At 39.7% G+C, this 16051-nt stretch carries 14 protein-coding genes; all 14 read left to right on the top strand.

The window, feature by feature from the left end:
* The first annotated feature begins 62 nt into the window (after positions 1-62).
* Entirely contained in the window at positions 63-749 is a 687-nt protein-coding gene (locus tag H4O18_RS01150; RefSeq protein ID WP_187581266.1) for a response regulator transcription factor, read from the top strand.
* A gap of 107 nt (positions 750-856) precedes the next feature.
* The gene (locus H4O18_RS01145) at positions 857-1795 is read left to right on the top strand and encodes a sensor histidine kinase (protein WP_425489120.1); all 939 of its coding nucleotides are present in this window, start codon (positions 857-859) and stop codon (positions 1793-1795) included.
* Positions 1796-1997: 202 nt separating this feature from the next.
* Positions 1998-3344 carry an NAD(P)/FAD-dependent oxidoreductase gene (locus tag H4O18_RS01140; protein WP_187581264.1) on the top strand — a complete coding sequence of 449 codons (1347 nt, stop codon included), beginning with the start codon at positions 1998-2000 and terminating at the stop codon, positions 3342-3344.
* A 9-nt stretch (positions 3345-3353) separates the two neighbouring features.
* On the top strand, positions 3354-4934 hold the full coding sequence (locus H4O18_RS01135) for a 4Fe-4S binding protein (RefSeq protein ID WP_187581263.1): 1581 nt from the start codon (positions 3354-3356) through the stop codon (positions 4932-4934).
* Positions 4935-5094: 160 nt separating this feature from the next.
* Positions 5095-5784, top strand: coding sequence for a glycosyltransferase family 2 protein (locus tag H4O18_RS01130; protein ID WP_187581645.1), 690 nt, complete (start codon positions 5095-5097; stop codon positions 5782-5784).
* Position 5785: 1 nt separating this feature from the next.
* On the top strand, positions 5786-7270 hold the full coding sequence (locus H4O18_RS01125; RefSeq protein WP_187581262.1) for a cellulose synthase family protein: 1485 nt from the start codon (positions 5786-5788) through the stop codon (positions 7268-7270).
* Between the two features lie 265 nt (positions 7271-7535).
* A complete protein-coding gene (gene mptB, locus H4O18_RS01120) occupies positions 7536-8921 on the top strand; it encodes a polyprenol phosphomannose-dependent alpha 1,6 mannosyltransferase MptB (protein WP_343065395.1) in 1386 nt (461 codons plus the stop codon).
* 216 nt (positions 8922-9137) lie between these two features.
* Positions 9138-9767, top strand: a complete 630-nt coding sequence (locus tag H4O18_RS01115; RefSeq protein ID WP_187581261.1) for a GNAT family N-acetyltransferase — start codon at positions 9138-9140, stop codon at positions 9765-9767.
* Between the two features lie 43 nt (positions 9768-9810).
* Positions 9811-11001, top strand: a complete 1191-nt coding sequence (gene argG / locus H4O18_RS01110; RefSeq protein WP_187581260.1) for an argininosuccinate synthase — start codon at positions 9811-9813, stop codon at positions 10999-11001.
* Positions 10994-11968: an N-acetyl-gamma-glutamyl-phosphate reductase gene (argC, locus tag H4O18_RS01105; RefSeq protein WP_187581259.1), complete on the top strand. Its 975-nt coding sequence runs from the start codon at positions 10994-10996 to the stop codon at positions 11966-11968. The genes argG and argC overlap by 8 nt, the downstream gene beginning before the upstream one ends.
* 108 nt (positions 11969-12076) lie before the next feature.
* Positions 12077-12871, top strand: a complete 795-nt coding sequence (gene proC / locus H4O18_RS01100) for a pyrroline-5-carboxylate reductase (protein ID WP_187581258.1) — start codon at positions 12077-12079, stop codon at positions 12869-12871.
* Positions 12872-12930: 59 nt separating this feature from the next.
* Entirely contained in the window at positions 12931-14058 is a 1128-nt protein-coding gene (locus H4O18_RS01095; protein WP_187581257.1) for an aspartate aminotransferase family protein, read from the top strand.
* Positions 14055-15251 (top strand): glutamate-5-semialdehyde dehydrogenase, encoded by a 1197-nt coding sequence (locus H4O18_RS01090; protein ID WP_187581256.1) that lies wholly within the window; start codon positions 14055-14057, stop codon positions 15249-15251. The genes H4O18_RS01095 and H4O18_RS01090 overlap by 4 nt, the downstream gene beginning before the upstream one ends.
* 35 nt (positions 15252-15286) lie before the next feature.
* Positions 15287-16048 carry a glutamate 5-kinase gene (proB, locus tag H4O18_RS01085; RefSeq protein WP_187581255.1) on the top strand — a complete coding sequence of 254 codons (762 nt, stop codon included), beginning with the start codon at positions 15287-15289 and terminating at the stop codon, positions 16046-16048.
* Positions 16049-16051: the final 3 nt, after the last annotated feature.

Below are 16051 nucleotides of genomic sequence, written 5' to 3'. Positions count from 1 at the left end.
GCATCACTTCCAATTCAGACACTGGTTACAGCTGACCACTTAAAGACCATAAAAATTAAGGCATGAAAAAAAAGGACATTAAGATACTTTTGGTTGATGATGAACCGGATATTCTGGAAATTGTAGGTTATAATTTATCTGCTGAGGGGTATGAAGTAATTACCGCCAAAAATGGTATGGAAGGTGTTGCCAAGGCAAAAAAGAAAAAGCCCCACTTGATTATTTTAGACGTAATGATGCCCGAAATGGACGGTATTGAAGCCTGCGAGATCATTCGCAGAACCGAAGGCTTGGAGGATACTTTAATTACCTTTCTAACTGCAAGGGGCGAGGACTATTCGCAAATGGCAGGATTTGATGCGGGTGCTGATGATTACATTACAAAGCCTATTAAGCCAAAGGTTTTGGTCAGCAAAGTAAAGGCTCTGCTAAGAAGACTAAAGAACGAGGAACAGGAGGTAGAGGATATCTTTAAGGTAGGTGAAATAGTTATAAATAGGGAGGAGTACAAAATCATTAATAAAGGTGAGGAAATTGTTCTTCCTAGAAAAGAGTTTGAGCTATTGGCACTATTGACCTCCAAGCCAAATAAAGTATTTAAAAGAGAGGTAATCTTGGATAAAGTTTGGGGCAATGAGGTAGTTGTGGGGGGTAGAACCATCGATGTCCATATTAGAAAGCTTCGCGAAAAAATTGGGGATGATCACTTTAAAACTGTAAAAGGGGTAGGGTATAAGTTTGTATTATAATGACCACGAGGATAAAAAAATCATATCGATTTGCCCTTCGTTCCGCAATTCTAATTTCGTTTCTACTAAGCTTAGTTTTAGGGGTATTTTTGTGGAATAGAGGTGCTATGGATTGGTCACTTTTGGTTGTTGTTGCCTTAACTTCCTCCCTTTTATCATTTTTCGTAGTACAGTTGAGGGTAGAAAAATTTATCTACCGTAAAATTGAGCGTATATACAACGATGTTGCTCTACTGGAGTCCACCTCTTTGGCATCCAAGACCATTACTACAGATATGCGAACCTTGACAGATGAAATAGAAAAGTTTGCCAAGGATAAAAAGATTGAAATAGACACCTTAAAGATCCGTGAGGAATACAGAAAAGACTTTTTGGGTAACGTTTCCCATGAATTAAAAACACCATTGTTTACGGTACAAGGTTACATTCTAACTTTGTTGGATGGTGCCATGGATGATAAAAGTCTAAGAAAAAAGTATCTTCAACGGGCCGGTAAGGGTGTGGAGCGACTTATTTATATTGTTAAGGATCTGGATCTAATTACCAAATTGGAAGTAGGGGACCTGAATTTGGAGATAGAGGATTTTAATATTCTGGAACTTTTCCAGAATGTTTTTGATCTTTTGGAAATGAAGGCTGCAAAGAAGAACATTACCTTAACCTTTGATATGGATTATAAAAATCCAATCTATGTTAAGGGGGATAAGGAAAAAATACAACAGGTAATCACCAATTTGCTGGTTAATTCCATTAAATATGGACAGCAGAACGGTACCACTGAGGTAAGTGTGGAGAACTTGATTAAAAATAAGGTCATAATTCGGGTGACCGACAATGGGGAGGGTATTTCCAAACAAAACCTCGCCCGTATTTTCGAAAGGTTTTATAGGGTCGATAAAAGTGGAAGTAGGGCAGAAGGCGGGTCTGGCTTGGGCTTGGCAATTGTAAAACATATTATAGAGGCACATAACGAAAAAATTTATGTGGAAAGCGTCCTCGATATAGGATCTGAATTTTCCTTTACACTGGAAAAAGCAAACAAGTAATTTATTCTTCAAGACTATAATTAATTTGCAGTATCCGGGCTGCAGATAAATTTGTAAATCCCATATAGCCAATTTCTGGGTGTATCTTTCATTTTCTGCCTGTGGCCATGGAGCCTTAATTGTGTTAAATAAATCTAAATTAGAGTCAAACCATTAAGTTATTATCTTTAGGTGCGACAGATTACGCAACAACCAAAGACCTATGGAACACATTGTTATTATTGGTAATGGAATTTCGGGTATTACGGCAGCACGCCATATTCGAAAGCTTTCCGGCAAAAAAATCACCATTATTTCCCCAGAGAGCAAGTATTTTTTCTCGAGAACAGCATTAATGTATGTTTATATGGGGCATATGAAGTTTGAGCATACACAGCCGTACGAGAATTGGTTCTGGAAGAAAAACAGATTGGATTTGGTCAACGGTTATGTTACTAAGGTGGATACGGCCAATAAAAGATTGCTGTTAAAGGGTTCCGAGGAAATTGGATACGATAAACTGATAATAGCTACTGGTTCCAAATCCAATAAATTTGGATGGCCCGGCCAGGATTTGAAAGGAGTCCAAGGCTTGTATTCCAAACAGGATTTGGAACTGCTGGAAGCCAATGCGCCCAATAAGGAAGTTTGTAAAAGAGCGGTAATCGTTGGTGGAGGGTTAATAGGAATAGAGTTGGCGGAAATGCTCAGAAGCAGGGATATTCCAGTGACTTTTTTGGTGCGTGAAAAGAGTTTTTGGGATGGTGTCCTGCCCTCAGGTGAATCGCAAATGATCAATGAGCACATTTTGGAGCATCACATTGACCTAAAATTGGATACTAATCTCAAGGAAATTGTTGCGGATGAAGATGGATGGGCAAAGGCCGTAGTTACTGATAAAGGTGAAACTATCCCATGTAATGTGGTAGGGTTAACAGCTGGCGTTACCCCAAATATCGATTTTTTGGAGGGCTCTGGAATCGAACTGGGCAAAGGGGTTAAGGTCAATAACTTTTTGGAAACCAATATAGCTGATATATATGCTATTGGGGATTGCGCGGAGCAACATGAGGCTATTGGCAATCGTAGGCCGGTAGAGGCCGTATGGTATACGGGTAGAATGATGGGCGAGGCTTTGGCACAGACCATATGTGGCAGGAAAAGGGCTTATAAACCAGGCCATTGGTTTAATTCCGCAAAGTTTTTGGATATAGAATATCAAACCTATGGATGGGTGTTTAGTGATAGGTCCAAAAAGGACCATGAACAGCATTTTCATTGGCGTCATCCAAAGGAAAAAATATGTGTTACCATTGCCTTTCATAAGGACACCAAACAGCTCTTGGGTATCAATACCTTCGGAATTAGGATGCGCCATGAAATTTTAGATCGATGGCTTACAGAGGAAAGAACAATGGACTACGTAATGGAATATCTGAGGGATGCCAATTTTGATCCGGAATTTTACGCCCAATACGAGAAAGCCATTATATCCCATTATAACGTCGAGTTTGGTACGAACATTACCCCCAAAAAGAAAAGTTGGAAACGAATTTTTAGCAACGTATAAGATTTTAAGATGCAAATAATAAAAAAAATCGGGCTCTTCATTTTTCTAATCGGTCTAATCATATTTACAATTCTTCCATTCGTTGGTCAGTTTGAATTAAGCTCCGCAACATTCGATAAAGTACTACAGGAAAAGGGCATTTCCAGTGAAATTTTCATTCAGGAAATGGAGAAAAATGTGGTGGGCAAGGAGTTCAGCGGTATGCATTCCCTATCACCTAAAATCACCAGTGCACTTGAGACTGCCAATACCCAACATAGAAAGAATATGGAGTACAAAAAGGTCATCTATACTGGTCCGCATGACATGGCTGCAGCAGTGGGCAAAGTCTCTGGCAGAGGTTTTATAGTGGAAAACAAGGGGCTAATGTGGTTCCTGACCTTTGGCTTGGGAATATTGGGAGCACTACTTTTTATTATTCCCGATGTAGTTTTGTTGGGCCAAAAAGGAATTAAAAATAATGGCATCTACCATGAGAATGCCACCAATAGGGGATGGATTGCCTGGATGGTCTTCGTTTTTTTGGTTTCCTTTTATTTGGTGCTGTACTTTCGTTCCGAATATGCGGTAAATTGGACGTATCTCGTAGACCCGATCAGTGAATTTTTAAGTGGAAATGCTGCTGGACATTGGTTTGTTTACGGATTTATGTATTGTACCGTAATGACTGTTATGGCTGTTAGAATGTATATTAAATACAGGCATAATATGTACCAAATGGTGCGGACTACATCTGTATTGTTCTTTCAAATTGTCTTTGCCTTTCTGATTCCGGAAATAATGGTGCGCCTTCAGATGCCGTATTACGATTTTAAGAATGCCTTTCCTTTAGATTACGATTTCTTTTTCCAATGGAATCTAAAGTCCTTGTTGAACAGTGGTGGAATAGGTCTCTTTATTCTGGTTTGGGGCATTGTACTTACTTTGGTGATCGTGCCCGTTATGGTCTACTTTTTTGGGAAACGATGGTATTGTTCCTGGGTCTGTGGCTGTGGCGGATTGGCAGAGACCTTGGGTGATCCCTATAGACAGCATTCCAGCAAATCCTTATTTTCATGGAAAGTGGAAAGGTGGTTGGTGCACAGTGTATTGGTCTTTGCGGTGGGAATGACCTTGATGACGCTCTACAGTTTCTTTACGGAGTCCAGTACGGTCTTGGGTTTAAAAACGCAGAGTGTACAAAGTGCCTATAGTCTGTTGATTGGTGCCTTTTTCGCCGGAGTAATCGGTACCGGGTTCTATCCAATTTTTGGAAATAGGGTATGGTGTAGATTTGGCTGCCCCTTAGCGGCTTATTTGGGGTTTGTTCAGCGGTTTAAGTCGCGCTTTAGGATTACCACCAATGGAGGTCAATGCATTTCCTGCGGTAATTGCTCTACTTATTGCGAACAGGGTATAGATGTTAGGGCCTACGCCCAAAAAGGAGAAAATATAATTAGATCTAGCTGCGTAGGTTGCGGTATTTGTTCCGCAGTTTGCCCAAGAGGGGTTTTAAAGTTGGAAAACGGACCGCTAAAAGGAAGGATAAACCCCACAGAGGTTCTTTTGGGCAATGATGTTGATCTAATGGACTTGGTAAACAAGAAATAAGTCGGTGATTAGGGCTAAAATTATTATGCCCTACAACACTTGAAGATATATAAATTGATAAAAGTATTGATACCTTTGCCCTTTAAATGGGGCTATGGGTATTTATGATGCCTCAGGTAAATATCAATGGACAAATAAGAATCATTCTTCATATATACTAATGACCAATATTAAAGTAATAATTCCTGCCTATAATGAAGCTGATTCCATTGCAAATGTAATAAAAGAAATCCCCGAAATAGTTTCTGAAATAATTGTCGTAAACAACAATTCTACGGACGATACAGCCCTTAATGCAAGGGGTGCCGGAGCGACGGTTCTCACAGAAAATAGAATGGGTTATGGTTATGCCTGTCTTCTTGGAATTAATTATATATCCAAACAATCCAAAACACCCGATATTATCGTATTTATGGACGGAGACTATTCGGATTATCCCGAAGAACTTTCCAAAGTGGTAAAACCTATAGTTGAAAACAACATAGATTTCGTTATTGGGGCCAGAACAAAGGAGTTGCGGGAAGATGGGTCTATGACGCCACAGCAGGTTTTTGGAAATGCCTTGGCCACCACTTTAATGAAATGGTTCTTTGGAGCTTCTTTTACTGATCTGGGTCCATTTAGAGCCATAAAGTACGACAAGCTTTTGGCACTGGAAATGGAGGATAAGACCTACGGATGGACCGTAGAAATGCAGTTGAAGGTTCTAAAAAAGGGATTTACATATACCGAAGTACCAGTGCGTTACAAAAAAAGAATTGGCGTATCAAAAGTATCAGGTACGGTAAAAGGTACTATATTTGCAGGCGCAAAAATCCTAGGTTGGATATTTAAATACAGTTTAAAATAAAATGGGACTAACAATTACTTACTTTATCATTGCCATTTACAGTATTTCTTTACTATTAATATTCTTTTATAGCTTGGCCCAGCTTAATTTACTGGTCAACTATTTGGGCTATAAAAGGAGAAATCAGGTAGCTCCGAAATACAATTTACTAGATCCAAAAGAAATACCTTTTGTTACCATACAACTTCCTATTTATAATGAAGAGTATGTAGTGGAACGTTTGTTGGACAATATCTCTAAAATAGAATATCCTAAAAGTAAGTTGGAGATTCAGGTTTTGGATGATTCCACTGACGAGTCCGTATTGGATACGGCAAAGCGTATCCAAGCGCTTCAAGAGACCGGTCTGGATATTACACATATAAGAAGGACCAATAGACAAGGGTATAAGGCAGGAGCTTTAAAAGAAGGCCTGGTTTTGGCCAAAGGAGAGTTTATAGCCATATTTGATGCAGATTTCTTGCCATCCAGTGATTGGTTGAAGAAAACTGTTATATATTTTAAAGATAAGGAAATTGGTGTCGTTCAAACAAGATGGGGGCATATCAATAGAGAGTATTCTACTTTGACCCGTATTCAGGCTTTTGCCTTGGATGCCCACTTTACTTTGGAACAAGTAGGACGTAATGCCAAAGGACATTTTATTAATTTCAATGGTACCGCTGGTATTTGGAGAAAGGAATGTATTCTGGATGCGGGAAACTGGGAAGGGGATACCTTGACGGAGGACTTAGATCTTAGTTACCGGGCACAATTAAAAAACTGGAAATTCAAGTATTTGGAGGATGTAGAGACACCCGCAGAACTTCCCGTAGTAATTAGTGCTGCCCGTTCACAACAGTTTCGTTGGAACAAGGGCGGAGCGGAAAACTTTAGAAAAACCGTTTGGAGTGTGGTTACCGCAAAGAATATTTCGTTCAAGACAAAGTTTCATGGCGTTATGCACTTGTTAAATAGCTCAATGTTCCTTTGTGTGTTTTTGGTTGCCCTGTTGAGTATACCAATGATGTATATAAAAAATACTTTTGACCATTTGGGATGGATTTTTGAAGCTACCAAGTTCTTTATTCTAAGTACCATTATACTTTTCGTCTGCTATTGGTTTACCTATAAGAGTATACAGGGAAGTAGTTTTGATAATTTTGTGGACTATATAAAAATCTTCTTCACCTTTTTCTCAGTGGCACTTGGGTTTTCTTTGCACAATTCCATTGCGGTTTTGGAAGGCCATATGGGTAAGAGAAGTGAGTTTGTTAGGACACCAAAATTTAATTTGAACAGTATAAAGGATAGCTGGAAAGGAAATAAATACTTGGCTACAAAACTTTCTCCCAACATGATCTTGGAGGCGGCCTTAATGCTCTACTTCCTATTTGGAATGTACAGCGCAATTCCTTTAAACGATTTTGGACTTTTTCCATTTCATTTTATGTTGTTTTTAGGATTCGGTTATGTCTTTTTTAAATCCCTTATGGCAAGGGCCTAAATAAAATTAAAATATTGATATCAAAAGCCCCGTTCCATAAAAGGAATGGGGCTTTTTCAATTCCAATAATATCAAACAATTTTACTCCTAAAGACCTGAGGTTAAAAATGAGTTGCACTCCCTTTGGTGCAAGACAACTTAGGGTTCTACAGAGGTGCTTATACGGAAATTTTTAAAAGGGCTATATTTTCATTGCCAAAATCAAAATTAGACCAGCTGTTATTTGATAATTTCATTTAAATTTGGAGATTGCTGAACTAATTAAGTGACCAAAAACTACCAGACCACTATGATCCAAAGGACCGTTTCTTATTGGAAACTTCACAAAATTCCAATGTTAATGGTGCTTTTTAGCATTCTATTCTATATGGCTTTTGGGTACGATTTGGATCGTGCCGATTTTATAAAATTGTTAAGCCTATATTCGGTCCTGTTTTTTTTGTGCTACAAGCTAATCCAGTTTGAAAAATGGAATTTTAAGTTTTTGGCCATTTCCGGAACCCTTTTTCGATTGACACTACTTTTTGCCGAACCCAACCTCTCCCAGGATTTTTATAGATTCATATGGGATGGTCAGTTGATCAACAATGGCATAAACCCCTACCTACACATTCCTAAAGATATGATCATAGGTGGTGGCCAAATAATGAACAATGCAGGGGAGTTGATAAGTGGAATGGGAGGTCTGAGTGCTTCAAATTATAGCAATTACCCACCATTGAACCAGTTTATTTTTGCTCTCTCCACTTTGTTGTCCGGGAAGAGCATAGTAGGTAGCGTATTGATGATGCGGACCATTATAATTCTGTCCGATCTGGGGATTCTGTATTTTGGTCGTAAGTTGTTGCAAAAGCTCAATAAATCTACGCATTTGATTTTCTGGTATTTTTTAAATCCCATGGTGATTTTGGAACTGACAGGGAACCTTCATTTTGAAGGGGTGATGTTGTTCTTTTTTATATGGTCCATTTATTTGTTGTTTAATAAAAAATGGCTGTTGGGAGCTATTGTATATGCACTTTCGATTTCCATAAAATTGGTACCCTTATTATTTCTGCCCTTGTTCCTAAAATATTTCGGAATAAAGAAAAGTATACTCTTCTATGGGGTTGTGGGAATAACTTCGGTCCTTTTGGTACTCCCTTTTTATTCCCCTGAATTTGCAGATAATTATATACAGACGGTAGGACTATGGTTCTCCAATTTTGAATTTAATGCAGGACTGTACAATGTAATTAAAAAAGTGGCGGTAAATTTTGATGCCAAGCCGTGGGAGCTTATTAAGGACTATGGAAAAATAACGCCCATCATCGTCATTGCCTTGGTTGCCCTGTTTACGTTTGTTCGTGACAATAAAAAAATATCAAGCTTGATGACCTCTATGCTATGGGTCTTAACGTTTTATTATTTTTTGTCGGCCACCGTGCACCCTTGGTATATTATTTTTTTAGTTGTTTTATGCTTATTTACCGAGTTTAGATTTCCAATAATATGGTCCTTTAGTATTATATTGAGTTATTGGGCCTATTCCAATGAGGGGTTTAAAGAGAATTATTGGTTGTTGTCCATTGAATATATTGCAGTGTATGGTTTTATGATCTATGAAATATTGAGATTATATAACAAAAAACTACTTTTTCATAAAAATTAATGTATTAATTACGCCAATTCATTTTTATTTGTACTTTTGATGGTATAATGAGTAACATCGCGTACATATTTGATTTTAACAGGGCATCTAGCCTTGCTTATTCATTTACGCCTACACGTCGTCGCCCGTAAGGGTGCACTTCTTTTATGGAAATAGGTGAGTCCATTTCCCTCTCAAAAAAAATAAATCATAATTTTAATTTAAAAGCAACATTCAATGAAGATTGTTATTGCTAACGATTCCCATTTTAAATATGCCGAAATTATCTGCGAAACCATTGCAGAGTCGGCCAAAGTGCGCGGCACCGGGATTGCTAAGCGTACTCCTGAATACATTCAAAAGAGATTGCATAATGGCAATGCCATTATCGCCCTGGATGGTGATAAATTTGCAGGTTTCTGTTATATTGAGGTTTGGGGACACGAGAAGTTTGTCGCCAATTCCGGGCTTATAGTACATCCTGATTACAGAAATCAAGGTTTGGCCAAGCAAATAAAAAAGGAAATTTTTGCCCTTTCCAGGAGTAAGTTTCCCAATGCCAAAATATTCGGGATTACGACTGGATTGGCAGTAATGAAAATGAACTATGAACTGGGCTATAAACCGGTTACATTTTCAGAGCTGACTACGGATCCGGAGTTTTGGAAAGGTTGTCAGACTTGTAAAAATTTCGATATCCTTACCAGGACAGAACAAAAAATGTGTCTTTGTACCGGAATGTTGTACGATCCCGAAACCAAAGCAAAGGAAACCAAATCGGAGCCCAAGGAAAAATTGAATTCCAAGGCCTTTCAAAGATTAAAAAGTATAAAGGAGAGTCTGTTCCTTAACAAGAAAACGAAGTAGTGGCTCAAAACTACTATGAATATAATTATAAGATAAGTTTAGCATGAAGAAATTAGTTTTAGCATATAGTGGTGGATTGGACACTTCCTATTGTGCCAAGTATTTGTCAAAGGACCAAGGTTTTGAAGTACATGCCGTAAGTGTAAACACTGGTGGGTTTTCAAAGGAAGAAATAGATAGCATTCATAAAAAGGCCTTAGAGTTGGGGGCCACTTCCTACACTTCTATAGATGCCGTACAAACCTTTTATGAAAAGGTGGTAAAGTATTTAATTTTCGGGAACGTACTAAAGAACAATACCTATCCTTTATCGGTAAGTGCGGAACGAATTGTTCAGGCTATTGAAATTGTAAACTACGCCAAAAAGGTCGGCGCCAAATATATTGCCCACGGTAGTACAGGGGCTGGGAACGATCAGGTTAGGTTTGATATGATTTTTCAGATCATAGCTCCCGAAATTGAAATTATTACCCCCATACGCGATAATAAATTGGCTAGGGAGGTAGAAATTGAATATTTAAAGAACAACGGGGTAGACTACCCTTGGGAGAAAGCAAAATACTCTATTAACAGAGGCCTATGGGGCACCTCGGTGGGAGGTGAGGAAACACTTACCTCACATAAGTCCTTGCCGGATTCTGCCTATCCAAGCCAACTTCAAGAAACAGAACCCAAACAATTGAAACTTACATTTCATAAGGGTGAATTAATTGGATTGGACGGCGAAAACGATACTCCTGTGAACAATATCGTAAAGTTGGAGGCTATTGCTTCCAAATATGCTATAGGTAGGGATATCCACGTTGGAGATACCATTATTGGGATAAAAGGAAGGGTAGGGTTTGAAGCTCCTGCTTCCTTGATTATTATCAAGGCCCATCATTTATTGGAAAAACACACCCTTACCAAATGGCAACAGTACCAGAAGGAACAACAAGGTAATTTCTATGGCATGTTGTTACACGAAGGAAATTATTTGGATGAGGTAATGCGCAATATCGAGGCCTTCTTGACCGATACCCAAAAGAACGTTAGTGGTGATGTCTTTGTAAGTCTGCACCCGTATCGATTTGAATTGGACGGGATATCCTCTTCGCACGATTTAATGAACGCCTCTTTTGGTAGTTATGGCGAGATGAACAAAGGATGGACTGCAGATGATGCCAAAGGATTTATTAAAATACTTTCCAATTCGGGAAAAATATATAACCACGTAAATCAGAATAATGATTAAAGTAGGTATCATTGGTGGTTCAGGGTATACTGGTGGGGAACTCATCAGAATTCTCCTGAACCACCCCAATGCAACTATAGATTTTGTTTTTAGTACCACCAGGGCGGGTAAAAAGGTTACCACGGCCCATCCGGACCTGTTAGGGGTTACCGATCTGGCATTTACAGGAGAGGTTAACAAGGATGTAGATGTGGTATTTCTTTGTCTTGGGCATGGAAACTCCACTAGTTTTTTAAAGGAAAACGAGTTTTCCAAAGACACCAGGATCATAGATTTGAGTAATGACTTTAGGCTGGAGGCCGATGCCGTACTGGACGGAAAATCTTTTGTCTACGGCTTGCCCGAACTAAAAAAGGAAGAAATTAAAAAGGCGAAATATATTGCTAACCCTGGTTGTTTTGCTACCGCTATCCAGTTGGGATTATTGCCATTGGCAAAGGCCCATAAATTGGATAAACCGGTACATATCAATGCTGTTACCGGAAGTACCGGAGCTGGAGTAAGCCTTTCATCAACTTCGCATTTTAGTTGGAGGAATAACAATGTATCCTGGTACAAGCCTTTTACGCACCAGCACCTTGGGGAGATAAATGAAAGTTTGCACAGTCTTCAAGAAAATACAGGAGATCTATTTTTCCTTCCCAATAGGGGTAATTTTACCCGAGGGATATTGGCCACGGCATATACCGATTTTGATGGTAGTTTGGAAGAAGCCTATGAACTTTACAACGATTTTTATAAGGATGCTGTCTTTACCCAGGTAACGGAGGAAGACATCAACCTAAAGCAGGTGGTGAATACCAACCAATGCCATATTCATTTGCACAAGCACAACAATACCCTACTGATTACCTCTGCCATAGATAATTTATTGAAAGGGGCTTCAGGGCAGGCAGTTCAAAATATGAACTTGGCCTTCGGATTTAAGGAAACGGAAGGCTTGCAATTAAAAGCAGGTGTATTTTAGTATTGTTGGCCCTTGAGGGTTAATGGCAATATTAAGCCGACTAAAAAACAATTAAACCAATCAACAGGTTCCCACGGTTTTGGGAAGGAAACTAATAACTATTAAGGAATGAAAATAGCCATAATTGGAGCAGGTAATTTAGGGTTGTCCATAGCAAAAGGCATTTTGAACACTAACGGGGCCACATCAATGGTCCTTACCAAGAGAAATCTTAGTGGTCTTAAGGAAATAGAGAAATTTGGAATTGTGACCACTACCACGGATAATAGGGAAGCAGTGTCCAAATCGGACATTCTAATATTTGCAGTTCAGCCCAGCCAATTTGTAAAGATATTGGGAGAGGTTAAGGACATCCTTACGGACAAGCATGTTATTATTTCCACCATCACCGGTTTTAGTATAGCCCGAATGGAAGAAGTTATTGGTCCTGATCACTATATTATTCGTGCCATGCCCAATACCGCTATTTCTGTAGGGAAATCCATGACCTGTATCTGTAGCAATGAGAAGGGTGCCAAAAGGGTAGATTTGGCCAAGGCCATCTTTAACCGTATGGGGCATTCCATGCAAATTCCGGAAGACCAAATGCAGGCCGCTACCGTTATTTGTGCCAGTGGAATTGCGTTTTGGATGCGATTGATACGAGCCACCACACAAGGAGCCATTCAATTGGGATTCGATGCCAAGGAAGCACAGGAATTGGCCATGCATACCTGCAATGGGGCTGCCAGTCTTCTTATAGAATCTGACAGTCACCCAGAAAATGAAATAGATAAGGTTACCACCCCCAGGGGATGTACCATTTCCGGATTGAACGAAATGGAACACCAAGGACTAAGCTCCTCCCTGATCAGAGGTATAGTGGCCTCATTCGATAAGATAAACGAGATTAAAAAAGGATAACCTCGCTATTAGACCTACCGGGTATTAACGCAAAAGAGGTTCAAAATATAAGATAGAAGATGGAATTATTTGATGTATACCCATTATACGACGTGACTCCCGTTTCGGCTAAAGGAATTGTGGTTACCGATGAAAAAGGACAGGATTATATGGATTTCTACGGTGGACATGCCGTAATTTCGATTGGGCATTCGCATCCACATTATGTAGACCGATTAAAAAACCAGCTGGATAAGATCGGATTTTATAGCAATGCCGTCCAGAACCCGATTCAAGAAGCCTTGGCGCATAAATTGGGGAAACTTTCGGGCTGCGAAGATTACAATCTGTTCCTATGCAATTCAGGGGCAGAGGCCAACGAAAATGCCTTAAAACTGACATCGTTCCAAACAGGTAAATCTAGGGTAATCGCCTTTAAACACGGATTTCACGGTAGAACTTCTGCCGCTGTGGCCGCTACCGATAATGAGAAGATAAACGCACCCATAAACAAGCAACAAAAGGTAACCATACTTCCTTTCGAGGATTTGGCAGCTTTTAAAAGCGAAATTTCCAAAGGTGATGTTTGTAGTGTAATCATAGAGACCATTCAAGGGGTAGGTGGTCTGGACCAGCCTTCCCAAGAATTTTATCAAAATATAGCGGCACTATGTAAGGAAAATGGCGCACTGCTTATTGCAGATGAGGTGCAATGTGGTTATGGAAGAAGCGGCAAGTTTTTTGCCTTCCAACACTATGGCATTCAACCGGACATAATTACAGTAGCCAAGGGAATGGGTAACGGATTTCCTATTGGTGGAGTCCTTATCCATGAAAGTATTAAGGCTTCCTACGGAATGTTGGGAACCACGTTTGGAGGCAATCATTTGGCCTGTGCCGCTGGATTGGCAGTGTTGGAAGTAATCGAGAAAGAAAATTTAATAGATAATGCCGCCGAGCTTTTTGAATATTTTAAGGAAAAGGCATCTGCCATCCCACAGGTAAAAAGAGTAAAGGGAATGGGACTAATGTTGGGGTTGGAATTTGATTTTGAAGTGGCTGAATTGAGAAAAAAACTCATCCACAACCAACATATGTTCACAGGTGGTGCCAGTGACAAATATGTATTGCGGATATTACCGGCATTGAATATTACCAAAGAAAATTTGGATCAATTTTTTGATGCCCTAAAAAAGGAATTGTCATGAGTTTGTATTTAGACATATCCCAAAGGAATGCGGTACTCAGTACCATGGCACAGTTGATCGATGGGGAACGCAGCACCATTCTGGAAATCAATAAGAAGGACCTGGAGGCTTATAAGGGAAATGATTTGGCCATGTACGACCGACTAAAGGTTGATGATGCCAAGATTGAAGGTATGATCCTATCATTACAGCAGTTGGCGAGCCAGGAGGACCCCTTGGGTTTGGAGCGATTTAATTTTGTCCATGAAAATGGGATGCATGTCAGTAATAAAACGGCACCTTTTGGTACAGTCTTGATCATATATGAATCTAGACCCGATGTTACCATAGAAGCTGCAGCAATTGCCTTTAAATCGGGGAATAAAATTTTGTTGAAAGGCGGAAAGGAATCACTTCAAAGCAATTTGGTCCTAGTTAATTTTTGGCATAAATCCTTGGAGGAACATGGCATTTCCAAAGATTGGGTCACTTATTTGGAATTCAATAGGGAACAGACCCAGGCCTTTTTGGAAAAACCCACTCAAAAGCTGGATCTAATTGTGCCAAGGGGAGGGGAAAAATTGATTGCTTTTACCAAAAAGCATGCTACTTGCCCAGTGATCGTCAGTGGAAGGGGAAATAACTTCTTATATGTTCATCCCAAGGCAGACCTAAAAAAAGCATTGAGTATTATCCTGAATGCCAAAACCACAAAAATATCGGCCTGTAATGCCTTGGACAAGGTGTTAATAGATAGTGAATTGCCCAACAAAGCGGCCTTTATAAAGGATTTGATCGCGGAATTAAAAGCGAAAAAAGTAGAGATTTTGGTCGACAACAGTCTGGTCGGAACGGCAGATACTTCAGTAATAACGGAAGAAAACACCTGGTTTGAAGAATTTTTGGATTATAAAATCCTTATCGGGGAAGTGGGAAACACGGAGGAAGCTGTTGAAAAGATAAATACCTATGGCGGTGGCCATTCCGCGGTAATCGTTACTGAAGAAGAGCAAGAGGCCACCCTATTTATGAATTCTGTGGATTCTGCGGCAGTGTACCATAATGTATCCACGCGATTTACGGATGGAGGGCAATTTGGACTTGGCGGGGAACTGGCCATAAGTACGGATAAATTACACCAAAGGGGCCCCATAGGACTTCAACATTTGGTGACCAACAAATGGTATGTTAAAGGTGATGGTCAAATAAGGTAGTACCCAGACCTAACAATAGGTCTAAAAAAAAGAACATGCAGAAGAAAAGAATATTATTAAAAATAGGATCCAACACCCTCACCAAGGAAACGGACCATATATCCAGAGGAAAAATTGAGGATATTGGTAGGCAGATTGCTAAACTTAAGGATCAATACGAATTCATCATTGTAAGTTCAGGAGCCATAGCCGCCGCCAAGCAGTTTGTAAAATTGGAACATAACGGGCAGGAGATTACCGTTAAGCAGGCCTTGGCCTCCATAGGTCAGCCCCATTTAATGCGTATTTTCCAAGAAAATTTTAGGGAATTGGGATTGTTTACCTCCCAATGTCTTTTGTCCTATTCCGATTTTGAGAGGGAAGTTTCCAAGGAAAATATCTGCAATACCATCAATGTCTTGGTAGCTAATAACTTTATCCCGATCATCAACGAGAACGATACTGTAGCCACCGATGAGATCCAGTTTGGAGATAACGATAAGTTGGCGGCATTGACAGCTGCTTTGATGAAGGTGGATCTCTTGATTATTGCTACCAACACCGATGGCATTTACACCAAGGAATCGTTTGCCAACAAGGTTCCAGAAACCATTCGTTTGGCGAGCGATCTGGCCGATTTGCAAAATGAGGTCAGTAGTTCAAAATCCTCCCATGGTACAGGAGGAATGGAATCCAAAATTGAGGCAGCCAACATCGCCAGACAGGCCAATATAGAAACTTGGATCGTAAATGGCCTAAAGGACAATTTTATCATCGATGCGATAGAGAACAAAACCGCTTTTACAACCATAAAATAAAGA

The sequence above is a fragment of the Arenibacter arenosicollis genome, from assembly GCF_014397245.1.
Taxonomy (GTDB): Bacteria; Bacteroidota; Bacteroidia; order Flavobacteriales; family Flavobacteriaceae; genus Arenibacter; species Arenibacter arenosicollis.
Note: the sequence above shows the minus strand (reverse complement) of the source record. Positions and strands in the feature narration are given on the sequence as shown.

Excerpts from the sequence above, each read along its gene's own strand:
- H4O18_RS01150 (WP_187581266.1), top strand. The coding sequence starts at position 63 with ATGAAAAAAAAGGACATTAAGATACTTTTGGTTGATGATGAACCGGAT.
- H4O18_RS01145 (WP_425489120.1), top strand. The coding sequence starts at position 857 with ATGGATTGGTCACTTTTGGTTGTTGTTGCCTTAACTTCCTCCCTTTTA.
- H4O18_RS01140 (WP_187581264.1), top strand. The coding sequence starts at position 1,998 with ATGGAACACATTGTTATTATTGGTAATGGAATTTCGGGTATTACGGCA.
- H4O18_RS01135 (WP_187581263.1), top strand. The coding sequence starts at position 3,354 with ATGCAAATAATAAAAAAAATCGGGCTCTTCATTTTTCTAATCGGTCTA.
- H4O18_RS01130 (WP_187581645.1), top strand. The coding sequence starts at position 5,095 with ATGACCAATATTAAAGTAATAATTCCTGCCTATAATGAAGCTGATTCC.
- H4O18_RS01125 (WP_187581262.1), top strand. The coding sequence starts at position 5,786 with ATGGGACTAACAATTACTTACTTTATCATTGCCATTTACAGTATTTCT.
- H4O18_RS01115 (WP_187581261.1), top strand. The coding sequence starts at position 9,138 with ATGAAGATTGTTATTGCTAACGATTCCCATTTTAAATATGCCGAAATT.
- argG (WP_187581260.1), top strand. The coding sequence starts at position 9,811 with ATGAAGAAATTAGTTTTAGCATATAGTGGTGGATTGGACACTTCCTAT.
- argC (WP_187581259.1), top strand. The coding sequence starts at position 10,994 with ATGATTAAAGTAGGTATCATTGGTGGTTCAGGGTATACTGGTGGGGAA.
- proC (WP_187581258.1), top strand. The coding sequence starts at position 12,077 with ATGAAAATAGCCATAATTGGAGCAGGTAATTTAGGGTTGTCCATAGCA.
- H4O18_RS01095 (WP_187581257.1), top strand. The coding sequence starts at position 12,931 with ATGGAATTATTTGATGTATACCCATTATACGACGTGACTCCCGTTTCG.
- H4O18_RS01090 (WP_187581256.1), top strand. The coding sequence starts at position 14,055 with ATGAGTTTGTATTTAGACATATCCCAAAGGAATGCGGTACTCAGTACC.
- proB (WP_187581255.1), top strand. The coding sequence starts at position 15,287 with ATGCAGAAGAAAAGAATATTATTAAAAATAGGATCCAACACCCTCACC.